The sequence below is a fragment of the Amycolatopsis ponsaeliensis genome, assembly GCF_030182635.1.
Lineage (GTDB): Bacteria > Actinomycetota > Actinomycetes > Mycobacteriales > Pseudonocardiaceae > Amycolatopsis > Amycolatopsis ponsaeliensis.
Window position 1 is genome coordinate 48627 of the sequence record NZ_JAPZLD010000060.1, and the last position, 14701, is coordinate 63327.

At 68.7% G+C, this 14701-nt stretch carries 16 protein-coding genes; 14 read left to right on the top strand and 2 right to left on the bottom strand.

Annotated features, from left to right (window positions below; all coding sequences use genetic code 11):
• Positions 1 to 28: 28 nt before the first annotated feature.
• The 6 genes from QQ657_RS49765 (at position 29) to QQ657_RS49790 (ending at position 3842) form a co-directional block, all read left to right on the top strand.
• A complete protein-coding gene (locus QQ657_RS49765) occupies positions 29 to 556 on the top strand; it encodes a MauE/DoxX family redox-associated membrane protein (protein ID WP_284749459.1) in 528 nt (175 codons plus the stop codon).
• Between the two features lie 72 nt (positions 557 to 628).
• Positions 629 to 1372, top strand: a complete 744-nt coding sequence (locus tag QQ657_RS49770) for a DsbA family protein (RefSeq protein ID WP_284749460.1) — start codon at positions 629 to 631, stop codon at positions 1370 to 1372.
• A gap of 111 nt (positions 1373 to 1483) precedes the next feature.
• Entirely contained in the window at positions 1484 to 1822 is a 339-nt protein-coding gene (locus QQ657_RS49775) for a hypothetical protein (protein WP_284749461.1), read from the top strand.
• Positions 1819 to 2949 carry a C40 family peptidase gene (locus QQ657_RS49780; RefSeq protein ID WP_284749462.1) on the top strand — a complete coding sequence of 377 codons (1131 nt, stop codon included), beginning with the start codon at positions 1819 to 1821 and terminating at the stop codon, positions 2947 to 2949. Before QQ657_RS49775 ends, QQ657_RS49780 begins: the two co-directional genes overlap by 4 nt.
• Positions 2950 to 2958: 9 nt before the next feature.
• The gene (locus QQ657_RS49785) at positions 2959 to 3339 is read left to right on the top strand and encodes a YbaB/EbfC family nucleoid-associated protein (protein ID WP_284749463.1); all 381 of its coding nucleotides are present in this window, start codon (positions 2959 to 2961) and stop codon (positions 3337 to 3339) included.
• A gap of 5 nt (positions 3340 to 3344) precedes the next feature.
• Positions 3345 to 3842: a YbaB/EbfC family nucleoid-associated protein gene (locus QQ657_RS49790; protein ID WP_284749464.1), complete on the top strand. Its 498-nt coding sequence runs from the start codon at positions 3345 to 3347 to the stop codon at positions 3840 to 3842.
• A gap of 46 nt (positions 3843 to 3888) precedes the next feature.
• On the opposite strand, the gene QQ657_RS49795 is transcribed toward QQ657_RS49790, so the two are convergent.
• Both QQ657_RS49795 and QQ657_RS49800 read right to left on the bottom strand, forming a co-directional pair.
• On the bottom strand, positions 3889 to 4734 hold the full coding sequence (locus QQ657_RS49795; protein WP_284749465.1) for an alpha/beta fold hydrolase: 846 nt from the start codon (positions 4732 to 4734) through the stop codon (positions 3889 to 3891).
• Positions 4735 to 4748: 14 nt separating this feature from the next.
• On the bottom strand, positions 4749 to 5240 hold the full coding sequence (locus QQ657_RS49800) for a mycothiol transferase (RefSeq protein WP_284749466.1): 492 nt from the start codon (positions 5238 to 5240) through the stop codon (positions 4749 to 4751).
• 154 nt (positions 5241 to 5394) lie between these two features.
• On the opposite strand from QQ657_RS49800, the gene QQ657_RS49805 reads away from it, so the two are divergent.
• The 8 genes from QQ657_RS49805 (at position 5395) to QQ657_RS49840 (ending at position 14562) form a co-directional block, all read left to right on the top strand.
• Complete coding sequence (locus QQ657_RS49805; protein ID WP_284749467.1) at positions 5395 to 7221, top strand: glycoside hydrolase family 3 protein; 1827 nt, start codon at positions 5395 to 5397, stop codon at positions 7219 to 7221.
• Between the two features lie 32 nt (positions 7222 to 7253).
• Positions 7254 to 8534, top strand: a complete 1281-nt coding sequence (locus QQ657_RS49810; protein WP_284749468.1) for a ThuA domain-containing protein — start codon at positions 7254 to 7256, stop codon at positions 8532 to 8534.
• A gap of 138 nt (positions 8535 to 8672) precedes the next feature.
• Entirely contained in the window at positions 8673 to 9986 is a 1314-nt protein-coding gene (locus tag QQ657_RS49815) for a glycoside hydrolase family 1 protein (protein WP_350310766.1), read from the top strand.
• A 71-nt stretch (positions 9987 to 10057) separates the two neighbouring features.
• Positions 10058 to 11242 carry a lipid-transfer protein gene (locus QQ657_RS49820; RefSeq protein WP_284749469.1) on the top strand — a complete coding sequence of 395 codons (1185 nt, stop codon included), beginning with the start codon at positions 10058 to 10060 and terminating at the stop codon, positions 11240 to 11242.
• 8 nt (positions 11243 to 11250) lie between these two features.
• Positions 11251 to 11682 carry a type II toxin-antitoxin system Rv0910 family toxin gene (locus tag QQ657_RS49825; RefSeq protein WP_284749470.1) on the top strand — a complete coding sequence of 144 codons (432 nt, stop codon included), beginning with the start codon at positions 11251 to 11253 and terminating at the stop codon, positions 11680 to 11682.
• The gene (locus QQ657_RS49830) at positions 11679 to 12518 is read left to right on the top strand and encodes a MaoC/PaaZ C-terminal domain-containing protein (RefSeq protein ID WP_284749471.1); all 840 of its coding nucleotides are present in this window, start codon (positions 11679 to 11681) and stop codon (positions 12516 to 12518) included. The genes QQ657_RS49825 and QQ657_RS49830 overlap by 4 nt, the downstream gene beginning before the upstream one ends.
• Positions 12518 to 13387 (top strand): SDR family oxidoreductase, encoded by an 870-nt coding sequence (locus tag QQ657_RS49835; protein WP_284749472.1) that lies wholly within the window; start codon positions 12518 to 12520, stop codon positions 13385 to 13387. Before QQ657_RS49830 ends, QQ657_RS49835 begins: the two co-directional genes overlap by 1 nt.
• Complete coding sequence (locus tag QQ657_RS49840; RefSeq protein WP_284749473.1) at positions 13384 to 14562, top strand: acyl-CoA dehydrogenase family protein; 1179 nt, start codon at positions 13384 to 13386, stop codon at positions 14560 to 14562. Before QQ657_RS49835 ends, QQ657_RS49840 begins: the two co-directional genes overlap by 4 nt.
• Positions 14563 to 14701 lie beyond the last annotated feature (139 nt).

Sequence of the window (14701 nt, forward strand, 5' to 3'; positions counted from 1 at the left end):
TCTCAGGTCCTCCCGTTAGCCTAAGTGCGTGGTGCGACCGTCCCAACCCGTACTGGACGCCGTCGGCACGCTCGCCCGGGTCGGGCTGGCGGCCGTCTGGCTCGTTTCGGGTGCGCTCAAGCTGGCGGATCCGGGGCAGACGTTGATCGCCGTGAAGGCGTACGACGTGCTGCCGGACGCACTCGCCAACCTGGTGGCCATCGCGCTGCCGCTCGTCGAGCTCGTGCTCGGGTTGTTCCTGCTTGCGGGCCTGGCGACCCGGTGGGTCGCGGGCGCCGCGCTGGTGCTGCTCGTCGTGCTCATCGCCGGCATCGCCCAGTCGTGGGCGCGCGGGCTGAGCATCGACTGCGGGTGCTTCGGCGGCGGCGGCCAGGTGGCGGCGGGGCAGACCGAATACCCGCAGGAGATCCTCCGCGACTCCGGTTTCGCGCTGCTGGCGGTGTGGTTGCTGGCGCGGCCGCGCACGTGGCTGTCGCTCGACGGCTGGCTCGCGCGAGGTCGCGGGAACTCTGACGAACCCGAGCCCGACTACTCGGGTATCGCGGAAGGGAACTGATACACAGTGGGTGGAGCTGAGCGGACCGCTCGGAAGCGTCGTCAGGCCGCACAGGCCGGGGGAGCCAGGGCGGTGGCCCAGGCCAGGGGCGCGTCGACCGACAAGCGGAAGTGGATCATCGGGATCGCCGCCGTGGTCGTCGTGGCCGCGCTCGTGATCGGCGGCGTGATCTGGACGATCTCGGACAAGAACAAGACCGAGGGTCAGGTCATCAACCCCGGCACGACCGCGAGCTCGCTGGCCGGCGACGTCACGCAGAAGCGCGACGGCGTCGTCGTCACCGTCGGCAAGGCGGGCGCGAAGGCCACGATCGACGTCTACGCCGACTTCCTCTGCCCGATCTGCGGCCAGTTCGAGAAGACCTACAAGACCGACGTCGAGCAGGCGATCAACGACGGCAAGCTGCAGGTGCGCTACCACATGGTGCCGCTGCTCAACGACCGTTCCGACCCGCCCGGCTACTCGCTCGACTCGGCGAACGCGGCGCTGGCCGCGGCCGACGCCGGCAAGTTCCTCCAGTTCCACGACGCGCTGTTCGCGAACCAGCCCGAAGAGGGCAAGCGCGGCTACGACAAGGCGCAGCTGATCAAGCTCGGCAACGACGTCGGCATCACCGACCCGGCGTTCGCGCAGACGATCAACGCGGGCACGTACGACCAGCAGGTCAACGCGGCTTTCCAGCAGATCGAAAACGACCCGAAGCTGGCGCAGGACTTCGGCAACGGGACGAGCGGTTTCGGCACGCCGACGGTCACCGCGAACGGCGCGATCGTCAACTGGCAGGACCAGGGCTGGCTCGCGAAGGTCACCGGCTGAGTCCGGGCAATTCGCCCACTCGGGTACGGACCGTGGACTAGGCTGAATCCCGCAGCAGGGGAACCGGGGGTCGCACGCGCACGTCGCACTCCCGGTGACAGGGAGGGCCAAGTGGACGGTTCGCATCAGGGGTTTCACGTCGACGACGGCGCGTACGCGCGGTACGCCCGCGAGGTCGACCCGCTCGGTGACGACGTCAAGGGGGCGGCCGACAACCACGTCGGCCCGCACGTGACGCTCGGCGGCCACGGCTTCTCCGAGATGGGCGGCGAGTCCGGCTTCTCCGGCGCCTACAGCGGCCGGATGCGCGCGCTGCAGGAGCGGATGCACCGCGTCGGCGGTGGCTGGCGGCAGGTCGGCGACGCGGCCCGGCAGACCGACCGCAACTACGCGGCGGTCGAGGCCGAGCACGGCGACGTCGTCCGGCGCCTCGGGACGGATCTCACGTGACCGAGCACCACACCGACCAGCTCGTCCGGCACAGCCTGGACACGACGAACCAGTTCGCGGACAAGCTGCGCCACGACCCGGCCGCCATCGGCGGCGCGCGCGACGCGCACGTCGCGCTGCAGACGTCGGTGGGACGCACTCGCGACACCGCGGCCGACCAGCGCGTCAACCTGGCTTCCGCCAGTTCCGGCTCGACGACCGACCGCGCCACCACGACGTCGCAGAGCCTGGAGAAGGAGGTCCAGGACCTCCTCGACGAAAGCGCCGAGATCGAGAAGGCCGTCGCCGAGGCGGCCGAGACGCTGAACCTCGGCGAAATCAAGAACGACCAGGTCCGCGACCAGATCATCAAGGAGATCTCGGCGGCGATGAAGGCGCTGGCGGCGGTCAAGTCGATCCAGCCGCCGGAAAGCCGTGCTGCCGCGTCGCGCGACATCCTGATGAAGCTGCAGACCAAGATCAGCCAGCTGACCGGCCAGGCCGCGACCTTCAGCGAGCAGACGATCAACCAGCTCACCGACATCGGCACCAAGCTGGGCGGCGGCGAGCAGACGACGTCGGCGAGCAGCGCGTCCTCGACGAAGGTGGGCTCGTCCTTCAACAGCAACAGCGGCTACTCCGGCGGTGGGGACTCCGGAGGCGGCGGCGGTGGGGGCGGCGGCGGTGGCGGGGGCGGCGGTGCCGTGCACAAGCCGCGGCTGCCGGTCGCGATCCCGCCGCAGCCCGGCTCCGGCGTCGCGATCAACCTGCCCGGCGGCAAGCAGGTCATGGCGCCCAACGAAACCGCGGCGAAGGCCGTGCGCAACGCGCTTTCGCAGCTCGGCGTGCCGTACGTGTGGGGTGGGACCGCGCGCGGCCAGGGGCTGGACTGCAGCGGCCTGACCATGACGTCGTACCAGGACGCGGGGCTGCAGCTGCCGCGGACGGCGAAGATGCAGACGGTCGGGGCCGAGGTGCCCTCGATCGACCAGCTGCTGCCGGGCGACCTCGTCGTCTGGTCCGGGCACGTGGCGATGGTGATCGGCGACGGTCAGATGATCGAGGCCGGCGACCCGGTGCAGATCAGCAAGATCCGCACCACGAACGCGGGACAGTCGTTCATCGGCTTCTACCGGCCGACGGGGTAACTTCGCACCGTGGCCGAATTCGACATGGACCTCGCTTCCTCGCGGATCGCCGAGCAAGCGGACCGGGCGGGCGCGGAGGCTTCCGCGCGCTTCGAGCGATCCGGCCCGGTGGTGGGCAAGGCGTCGTCCCCGGACAGCACCATCGAGGTCGAGGTGGCGCCCGGCGGGCTGCTGACCGGGCTCACCATCCACCGGTCGGCGCTGCGGCACGGGTCGTCGGTGATCGCCGACCAAATCCTCGAGCTGGCCCAGCGCGCGACCCGCCGCGCGGGCGACAAGATGTACCACGCGCTGGCGCCGGTGGTGGACGCGTCGCAGCTGGAAGTCCTGGGTTATGAGCCGATCCCGGACGACGACCCGGACGCCGACACCTACTCGTACGGAAGGTGAGCGCGATGCCCACGACGCGTGAGCTGATTTCGCAGGCCCGGGCGCGCGAAGAGGCGATGGCCCGCGTGGACGAGCTCCTGGCGTCGGCGTCCGGCACGGCTCACGACCTCGACGGCCAGGTGGAGGCGACGGTCGACGGCCGCGGCAAGCTGCTGCGGCTGTGGCTGGCGCCGTCGGCGGTGAACCTGGGTGAGAGCCTGGGGCCGCTGGTGGTGGAGATCGCCCAGGCGGCCATGCGCGAAGCGACCCAGGACGGCTACAACAAGGTCGCTTTGCTGCTGGGCGAAGAGATGACGTACCTGATCGAGCAGATGACGGGCCTGCCGGCGCCCGCGCGAGCCGAGGACGACGACCCGGGGATGACAGTCGAGGAGTTCCAGCGGCTGCGCGCGGAGCGGCTCGGTTCGGCGCCGCCGAATTCACCCGAACCGGTGACGAGCGCGGAGGACGAGGACGCGTATTGGGACTCCTTCGACCCGGCTTCGTTGCGCTCGGATCGCTGAGCCGCCCCCGTTTCTCCACGCTACCGGGAGGCACCGACAGTTCCGGTCAGCCCAGCTGTGCCACGAGGTCCACGACCTCGTCGAGGTGGGGCGCCGTGGTCAGGTGGCCCATGCCGGGGAACACCCGGACGTCGGCGCCGAGCGTGCGGCGCGCCGCCGGGACCAGGCGGCGCGGTGACAGGAACCGGTCGTACTCCCCGACTCCGATGACGCACGGCTGCCCGGCACGGCGAGCCAGGAGCTCTTCCGGCAGGGGCGGCGGAGCGAGCGTCGTGCGGCAGCAGCGAGCCACCAGCGTCATCCACTCCACCTCCGTCGCGGGTGGGTCTTCGCCGGGGCCGACGAACAGCCGCAGCATCCGGCGGGTGTTCTCGGCGGTGGGCCGCAGCAGCCACAGCGTCGACGCCAGGGCCAAGTGCGGATCCACGCTCAGCCGCACGATCCCGGCGGGGGAGACCAGTGCCCGGGCCGCGACGCGGGGCGAGCCGGCGGCCAGGACGACGGCGGCGCCGAGCGAGTTGCCGACCAGCACGACGTCTTCGGCGTCCATCGCCGTCAGGACCTCGTCCACAACAGCGCCGTACCAGGCCGATCGGGAGCGCCGGGGGCGACGCGGGTCGCTGAGGCCCGGCTGGCCGGGCAGGTCCACCACCGTCGTCGGCCGGCGGGCCGACAGCGCCCGCAACCACGGCAGTGCCATGGCCGCGGAGAACCCGGTGCCGGGCACCAGGACGACCCGCGTCCGCCCGGCGCCGGCGGAGGTCAGCTCCACTCGCCCGGCGCTGGTGGTCACCGTCGTGCTGGTGATCGAGAAGTCGTTGCGGGCCAACGCGTCCGTGCACCATTGGCGTACTTCGCGTTGGCCGCGCGCGTTCTTGTAGACGGCCGGCATCGGGTCAGTGTGGCTCAGTTCAGCTGGGCGGTCGAGTTCGCGCCGTCCAGGGACTCGCGGATGATGTCCGCGTGGCCCGCGTGCTGGGCCGTCTCGTGGATCAGGTGCAGCACGATCCGGCGGGCCGACCAGAACTGGGGTTCGGGCGGTGACCACGGTGTCATCGGCAGCTGCACCTCGACGTCCAGCGAAGGCAGCGAACGCCCATACGCGTCCGTCTCGGCGGCCGCGGCCGAGTAGGCCGAAAGCCAGTGCGAGAGCGTCTCGCTCATCGAGTACTGCGCCGTGTCCAGCATGCCGTCCGGCAGCGAACCGTCCGCGGACTTCAGGACCTGCAGCCACAGGCGCTCGCCCGTCGCCAAGTGGCGGATCAGGCCGCCCAGGGTCAGTTCGCTGACCGTCGTGCGCTTCGCCGCGTCGGCGTCCGAAATGTCGCGGACCGGGATCAGCAAGCGCTTCCGCACTTCCGCCAGCAGGCCCAGGAGGTCTTCGTGTTCGCGAGTCATGGGACGACCGTAGAAGCGAATTAGGTCAGTCCATGACCGCAATCCGCAATCCCGCTGAGCGGAAACCGAGTTCGGTCAGAGGTCTGGACCAACCCCAAAAGCCTGTGTCTTAATTCAAGGCGTGAATTTCGGTCTCTCGACGAGGAGGACCCGGATGGGTCTCGGACGCAGACTGGCCATCGGCGCGCTGGCACTGGGGTTGCTGGTGGCGTCGGAGACCCCCGCCCTCGCCGGGAACGGCCCGGCCTACAAGGATTCCCGGCGTCCGGTGAAGGTCCGGGTCGCCGACCTGATGTCCCGGATGACCCTCGACGACAAGCTCGGCCAGATGATGCAGGCCGAGCGGCTCGGGGTCAAAAGCCCGGCCGACGTCACCACCGGCCGGCTGGGCTCGCTGCTCTCCGGCGGCAGCTCGCAGCCGACCCCCAACACGCCTGTCACCTGGGCCGACATGTACGACGGTTTCCAGAAGGCCGCCCTCGCCACGCCACTGGGCATCCCGCTGATCTACGGCGTCGACGCCGTCCACGGCCACAACGGCCTCTACGGCGCCACCGTCTACCCGCACAACATCGGCCTCGGCGCGACGCGCGACCCGCGGCTGGTCGAGAAGATCGGCCGCGCCACCGCGGAAGAGGTCTCCGGCACCGGCATCGACTGGGACTTCGCGCCCTGCCTGTGCGTCGCCCGCAACGACCGCTGGGGCCGCACCTACGAGTCCTTCGGCGAGGTCCCGCAGCTGGCCACCGAGATGACGTCGATCATCACCGGCCTGCAGGGGCGTTCGCTGAACCAGCCCGGTTCGGTCATGGCCACCGCCAAGCACTACGTCGGCGACGGCGGCACCACCGGCGGCGTCAACGAGGGCAACACCGAGATCAGCGAGCAGGAGCTGCGCCAGATCCACCTGCCGCCGTTCAAGGCCGCGATCCAGCGCGGGGTCGGCTCGGTGATGATCTCCTACAGCAGCTGGAACAGCGTCAAGATGCACGCCGGCTCCTACCTGATCAACGACGTCCTCAAGAAGGAACTGGGCTTCCAGGGCATCGTCGTCTCGGACTACAACGGCGTCGACAAGATCGACGGCAAGACCGGCTTCACCCCCGAAGAGGTCGAGGCGTCGATCAACGCGGGCATCGACATGGTGATGGTGCCCTACGACTGGCAGAAGTTCATCGACACGCTGCGCACGCTGGTGCAAGAAGGCCGCGTGCCGATGTCGCGGATCGACGACGCCACCAAGCGCATCCTGACGAAGAAGTTCGAGCTCGGCCTCTTCGAGCACCCGCTCACCGACCGCCGGTTCCTGAACACCATCGGCAGCAAGCAGCACCGTGACCTGGCGCGTCAGGCCGTCCGCGAGTCCCAGGTGTTGCTGAAGAACGACAACTACGTGCTGCCGCTGTCCAAGCGCGAAAAGATCTTCGTGGCCGGCAAGAGCGCCGACGACATCGGCAACCGGTCCGGCGGCTGGACGGTCGGCTGGCAGGGCACCAGCGGCCCGGTCATCCCCGGCACCACGATCCTGCAAGGCATCAAGAGCACGTCGTCGAAGGTGACCTACGCCAAGGACGGCGCCGGGATCGACCAGAGCTACGACGTCGCCGTCGCCGTCGTGGGGGAGACGCCGTACGCGGAAGGCAAGGGTGACCGTCCACAAGGGATGGGTCTGGACGCCAGCGACCTCGCCACGCTGCAGAAGCTGAAGGACTCCGGCGTGCCGACGGTGGTCGTGCTGGTGTCCGGGCGCCCGCTCGACATCGCGGCGCAGCTGCCGGACTGGGCCGGGCTGGTCGAGTCGTGGCTGCCGGGCAGCGAAGGCCAGGGTGTCGCCGACGTCCTCTTCGGCGACTACAACCCGACCGGCAAGCTGCCGGTGACCTGGATGCGCAGCGCCGACCAGCAGCCGATCAACGCCGGCGACGGCAAGCCCGCGCTGTTCCCCTTCGGCTACGGCCTGCACTACTCGCGCCACTGGTGATCGTTTCCCCGCCCCCACCGGAAGGAACACGCATGTCGTCAAGATCCCGCCGCCCCCTGATCCGGGTATTGGCCTTCTTCGCTGCCTGTCTAGGGCTCACCCTGGGCGCTCCGGCCGTGCAGGCCGCGACGCCGTTCAAGGTGCTCGCGTTCTACAGCGGCACCTACGACGCCGCGCACATCAGCTTCGAGAAGGAGGCCAACGTCTGGTTCCCGCAGCAGGCGGGCGCCAACGGCTTCACCTACACCTCGACGACCAACTGGAACCAGCTGACCACCATCACGCCGAGCCAGTACCAGGTGGTCATGTTCCTCGACGACCAGCCGCAGTCGCAGGCGCAGTTCCAGGGCTTCCAGCGGTACATGCAGGCCGGCGGCGCGTTCTACGGCTTCCACGTCACGGCGTACAACGACAGCTCGACGCCGTCGTACGCCAACTGGTTCCACAACGACTTCCTCGGCACCGGCCGGTTCACCACGAACACGTGGGGCCCGACGCCGGAGACGCTGAAGATCGAGAACCGCACGCACCCCTCGACGGTGAACTTGCCGGCGACCATCAAGTCCTCGACGTCCGAGTGGTACGCCTGGCAGAACGACCTGCGCCAGAACAGCAACATCACCATCCTGGCATCGATGGACCAGTCCACGTTCCCGATCGGCACCGACCCGAGCCAGACCTGGAACAGCGGGTACTACCCGATTTCGTGGACGAACAAGAACTACAAGATGATCTACTCGAACTTCGGCCACAACGCGATGAACTACGACACGAACACCGCGCTGTCCTCGACCTTCGAGAGCGCCGACCAGAACCGGTTCCTGCTGGACGGCCTGAAGTGGCTCGGTGGCGGCGGCACGACCACCCCGCCGCCGGACGGCACGATCGACCCGTCGGCCTGGTACGCCGTGACGAACAAGGCGTCCGGCAAGTGCATCGACGCGAAGGCCGCGGGCAGCACCAACGGCACCGTGATCCAGCAGTACACCTGCAACGGCACCACGGCGCAGCAGTACCAGTTCGCCGCGACCAGCGGCGGCTTCGACCGGATCAACAACCGCACCAACCCGGCCGAGGTCATCGACGTCACGAACGTGGCGACGACGGACAACGCCGGCCTGCAGCTGTGGTCCTACAGCGGCGGGAACAACCAGCAGTGGCAGCCGGTGTCGGAGGGCAGTGGGTACTACCACTTCGTCGCCCGCCACAGCGGCAAGTGCCTGACCGTGCCGGGAGCGTCCACCGCGGACAGCGTCCAGCTGGTCCAGTCGACCTGTGATGGCAGCGCCGCTCAGTCGTTCAAGGTCGCCTAGGGGGAAGGTCGTGAGGGGCACCTTCAGGGCCTATAACGCCCTGAAGGTGCCCTTCACGGCTTTCCGCTCTTCGGGGGATGCGCTGGGGCCTACCGCCCAGTAACGTGAACACCCTTCGCGTTAGCTGAGGAGGATGCCGTGGTGCGCGGGAACCGAACAATCCTCGTGGTGGTGGCCCTGCTGGCCGGAATGCTGACCGGCGTGGGTCCCGCGGTGGCGGTCACGCAGCCGTTCTTCTGGGGTGTCGCCACCTCCGGCTACCAGGCGGAGGGCTCGGCGCCCGACAGCAACTGGCGCCGCTACGAGCAGGCGAAGACCTCGTCGATCAAGGAGCCCTACCTCGAGTCCGTCGACTTCCGGCACCGCTACGTCGAGGACATCGACCACGCGAAGCAGCTCGGCGTGAACGTGTTCCGCTTCAGCGTCGAGTGGGCGCGGATCGAGCCGCGGCCCGGGCAGGTCGACCAGGCCGAGCTGGCGTACTACGACGACGTCGTGCGCCGCGTCCTCGACGCCGGGATGCGGCCGATGATCACCCTCGACCACTGGGTGTACCCGGGCTGGGTCGCCGACCAGGGCGGCTGGGACAGCGATCGCACGGTCGACGCCTGGCTCGCCAACGCCCGCCGCGTCGTGGACCGGTACAAGGGGCTCGGCGCGCTCTGGATCACGATCAACGAGCCGACCGTCTACCTGCAGAACGAGACCACCAACGGCGGGCTCGCCGGGTGGAAGCTGCCGTGGGCGCAGGCGCGGCTGGTGAAGGTGCACCGCGCGGCGTACGACCTGATCCACCAGCTGGACCCGGGTGCGCTCGTGTCCAGCAACACGGCGTACATCCCGGCCGTGCAGGGCGTGCTCGACGCGTCGTTCCTCGACCAGGTGCGCGACAAGCTCGACTTCGCCGGCCTCGACTACTACTACGGCGCGAGCCTCGACAACCTCAGTGCGATCCACGCGGCCAGCGGCGAGTTCTGGAAGGTGACGCCGCAGCCGGACGGCATCTACTACGCACTTCGTTACTACGCGCGGAAGTTCCCGGGCCTGCCGCTGTACGTCGTCGAGAACGGGATGCCGACCGACAACGGAAACGCGCGTCCCGACGGCTATACGCGTTCGGATCACCTGCGCGACCACATCTACTGGGTGCAGCGGGCGAAGGCCGACGGAATGAACGTCATCGGCTACAACTACTGGAGCCTCACGGACAACTACGAGTGGGGCAGCTACCAGCCGCGGTTCGGACTGTACACAGTGGACGCCCGCTCGGACGCCACGCTGACGCGCCGGCCGACCGACGCCGTCGCGGCGTACCGGCAGCTGATCGCGGGCCACGGCGTCCCGGCCGGCTACACGCCGGTGCGGCCGCCGGGGTTCTGCTCGGTCGTCGACGGCCTCGGCAGCTGCCTCGACCCGGCTCGTTACCCGGGTCCGCTGGCTCCGCTGGGCTGATTTTGTGCCACTGACCTGCGGGTCCGTGGTCCGGTCTTGATAAATACATGCCGGTCTGTATGTTTGTTGCCATGACGAACAGGGTGTACGTCGTCGGCGTCGGGATGACGAAGTTCGAGAAGCCCGGGCGACGCGAAGGCTGGGACTACCCGCAGATGGCGCGTGAGTCCGGGACCCACGCGCTCGAGGATGCCGGGCTCGAGTACGACGCCGTCCAGCAGGCCTACGTCGGGTACGTCTACGGCGAGTCGACGTCCGGGCAGCGTGCCGTCTACGAGCTCGGGATGACCGGGATCCCGGTCGTCAACGTCAACAACAACTGCTCCACCGGCTCGACCGCGCTGTACCTGGCCGCTGAGGCGATCCGGGGCGGCCGCGCGGACTGTGTGCTGGCGCTGGGCTTCGAGAAGATGAAGCCGGGTTCGCTCGGGTCGACCTTCGACGACCGCGAACAGCCCATGGCCAACCACATGCAGGCCCTCGCCGAGATCTCCGAGGTGCTGTTCCCGCCCGCTCCGTGGATGTTCGGCGCCGCCGGTCGCGAGCACATGAAGAAGTACGGCACGACCGCCGAACACTTCGCGAAGATCGGCGAGAAGAACCACCGGCACTCGGTGAACAACCCGTACGCGCAGTTCCAGGACGTCTACTCGCTCGACGACATCCTCGCGTCGCGGATGATCTACGACCCGCTGACCAAGCTGCAGTGCTCGCCGACGTCGGACGGCTCCGGCGCGGCCATCCTGGCGAGCGAAGCCTTCGTCGAGACCAACGGACTGGCCGAGCGGGCCGTCGAGATCGTCGGGCAGGCCATGACCACCGACTTCCGCAGCACCTTCGACGGCAGCGCGAAGAACATCGTCGGCTACGACATGACCCGGCAGGCCGCCCTCCAGGTGTACGAGCAGGCCGGGCTCGGGCCGGCCGACTTCCAGGTCGTCGAGCTGCACGACTGCTTCTCCGCCAACGAACTCCTGACGTACGAAGCGCTCGGCCTCTGTCCCGAAGGCGAAGGTGGGTCGCTCGTCGACGCCGGCGACACCACCTACGGCGGCCGGTGGGTCGTGAACCCGTCCGGCGGGCTCATCTCGAAGGGCCACCCGCTCGGCGCGACCGGGCTCGCCCAGTGCGCCGAACTCACCTGGCAGCTGCGTGGCTCCGCCGACGAACGCCAGGTCGACGGCGTCCAGGCCGCGTTGCAGCACAACATCGGACTCGGTGGCGTCGCCGTCGTCACCGCTTACCAGCGAGCTTAGGAGCGACCATGGGCCGGATCAGCGCGTCCGTCGAACTGCCCGCCGCACCGGACAAGGTGTGGGCGGAGTTCTCCAACCCCAACAACTTCGAGAAGTGGCTGACCATCCACACCAAGTGGAAGGGCGACGTCCCGGCGGAGTTCTCGCCGGGCACGCAAGTGTCCGAAGTGGTCACCATGCTCGGGATGGCGAACACGATCACCTGGACCGTCGACACCTACGAAGCACCTTCCCGGTTGGTCATTTCGGGCACCGGGATGGCCGGGGTGAAGATCAGCTTCTCGCTGTCGGTGGCGGCGGCCGGCGCCGGCTCGGCGGCGACCATCGAGGCCGAGTTCACCGGCCAGATGATCGTCGGCGCGCTCGGCAAAGCCGTCGAGAAGGACGGCAAGAAGAACCTCGACGAGTCCCTCGAGAAGTTCAAGGCTCTGGTCGCATGAAGTTCGACCCCGCCGGCCTGGACAAGTGGACGTCGCCGGTGTCGTTCGACGTCACGCGGGAGCGGCTCGTCGAATACGCTCTCGCGACCAACGATCCGATCCCCGCGCACCGCGCCGGGGACGTCGCGAGCCCGGTGTTCGCGATCGTGCCGGTGTTCCAGTCGCTGCTGGAGCCGGCCCTCGAAGTGGTGCCGACGTCGTTGTTCGGCAAGGTGCTGCACGGCGAGCAGGACTTCCGGTTCCACCGCCCGATCCGGCCCGGTGATTCCTTGGTGTCGCGGGCGAAGATGACCGGCTACGAAGGACTGCCGAAGGGCACTCGGGCGACGGTCTACCTGGAGTGCCGCACTGCTTCCGGTGACCTGGTGAACGAGCAGTACGTGACGTTCTTCGTGCGCGGCTTCGACACCGGTTCGAAGGAGGGGGCGCTGGGGCCGTCGCACCGGTTCGACGACTCCTGGCGTTCTTCGGCGCCGGTGGCGAAGGTCAGCCAGCACGTCGACGACGACCAGACGTTCCGCTACGGCCCGGCCGCCGGCGACCCGATGCCGATCCACCTCGACGAGGAGGTGGCCCGGGCCGCGGGACTGCCGGGGATCATCGCGCACGGGCTGTGCACGATGGCGTTCACGTCGTGGGCGGTGCTGACCGAGGTCGGCGAGTCCTCAGTGGACAGACTGCGACGGCTGGCGGTGCGGTTCGCGTCGCCGGTGCTGCCGGGACAGGACCTGTCGACGTCGATCTGGGCGGCGGGACCTTCTACTTATGCCTTCGAAACGTCGGTCGGCGACGCACTGGTGATCAAGGACGGGCTAGCGGAACTGGGAGAGCTGTGATGGGTGCACTCGACGGGCGCGTCGCGCTGGTCACCGGCGCGGGCCGGGGAATCGGGCGGGAGCACGCGCTGCTGTTCGCCCGCGAGGGCGCGCGGGTGGTCGTCAACGACCTCGGGGGCGACAACGACGGGAGTGGCTCTTCCGCCGGGCCTGCCTCCGACGTCGTCGCGGAGATCCGGGCCCTGGGTGGTTCGGCGGTGGCGAACACATCGAGCGTGACGTCGTGGCAGGGTGCGGCCGAGCTGGTGGACCAGGCGGTTTCGGAGTTCGGGCGGCTCGACGTCGTGGTGAACAACGCGGGCATCCTGCGGGACGCGTTCGTCGCGGGGATCACCGAGGAGCAGTGGGACGCGGTGATCGCGGTGCACCTCAAGGGGCACGCGGCGGTGCTGCACCACGCGGCGGCGTACTGGAAGTCCTGTGCGAAGGCGGGTTCTCCGGTGGCGGCGTCGGTGATCAACACGGCGTCGGCGTCCGGCGTGACGCTGCCGAACGCGGGCCAGGTGAACTACGGCGCGGCGAAGGCGGGCATCGCGGCGATGACGCTGGTGGCGGCGGCCGAGCTGGAGCGCTACGGGGTGCGGGTCAACGCGATCGCCCCGATCGCCCGCACGCGGCTGACGCTGGCGACGCCGGGGATGGGGGCGATCTTCGCCGAGTCGGTTGCCTCTGGCGAGTTCGACGCGTTCTCGCCGGCGAACATCTCGCCGTTGGTGGCGTACCTGGCGTCCGAGAAGTGCCCGTTGACGGGCAAGGTGTTCGCGGTCCAGGGCGGCGCGATCTCGGAGCTGGCCGGCTGGCACGACGTCAAGGTGATCGAGACCGAAGGCGCGTGGACGATCGACGACATCGCGGCGAGGCTGCCGTGATCGAATGGTCCGAGACGGATCTGCTGATCCGCGACTCGATCCGGCAGTTCATCGAGAAGGAGATCCGGCCTCAGCTGGACGCTCTGGAGAGCGGGGCGCTGCCGCCGTACGACATCATCCGGAAGCTGTTCGCGGCCTTCGGGCTGGATGCGCTCGCGCGGGAGTCGGTCTCTCGTCTTCTGTCTCCCTCGGGTTCCTCTTCGTCCTCGTCGCTGGGCGGGCAGGAGACGCTGGCGTTGGTCGCGATCAGCGAACTGGCCGGGGTGAGCCTGGGGATCGTCGCATCGATGGGCGTTTCGCTGGGTCTGACCGCGGCGACGATCCTCTCGAAGGGCTCCTTGGAACAGAAGAAACGCTGGCTGCCGGGGCTGGCGACGTTCGAGAAGATCGGCGCGTGGGCGATCACGGAGCCGGACTCGGGCTCGGACGCGTTCGGCGGCATGCAGACCACGGTCCGGCTTTCCGGTGACGGATACGTGCTGAACGGGCGGAAGACGTTCATCACGAACGGCCCGCACGCCGACGTCGTGGTGGTCTACGCGAAGCTCGACGACGGTTCGCCGGTGCGGGACCGGCCGGTGCTGACGTTCGTGCTGGACCGCGGAATGCCGGGGTTCGTCCAGGGCAAGGCGTTCAAGAAGATGGGGATGATGTCATCCCCGACGGGCGAGCTGTTCTTCGACGACGTCCGCCTGGGCGCGGACCGGCTGCTGTCGTCGTCCGGTTCCGAGAGCGCGCGGGAGAGTTTCGCGGCGGAGCGCGTCGGCGTGGCGGCTCTGTCGCTCGGGATCATCAACGAGTGCCAGCGGCTGTGCATCGCGTACGCGAAGAGCCGTCGTTTGTGGGGCCAGGAGATCGGCCGGTTCCAGCTGATCCAGCTCAAGCTGGCGAAGATGGAGGTGGCGCGGTTGAACGTCCAGAACATGGTGTTCCAGACGGTGGCCAAGCTGCGGGCGGGGAAGCGTCCTTCGCTGGCCGAGGCGTCGGCGATGAAGCTGTACTCGTCGGAGGCCGCGACGGAGGTGGCGATGGAGGCGGTGCAGCTGTTCGGGGGGAACGGGTACATGGCCGAGTACCGGGTGGAACAGCTGGCGCGGGACGCGAAGTCGCTGATGATTTATGCCGGGAGCAACGAGATCCAGGTGACCCACATCGCGAAGGCATTGCTGGCCTGACCCGGTCGTGAGTGGGAAACAGGGGTCTAACCCTGTGCCATGTTTCAGGACATCGTGAACAGGTATGTCTCACGACATCGTGGACAGTTTCGGGTTGATGAGACGTTGGTAGCGTACCGACCGGTCTAGCGTCAGCTGG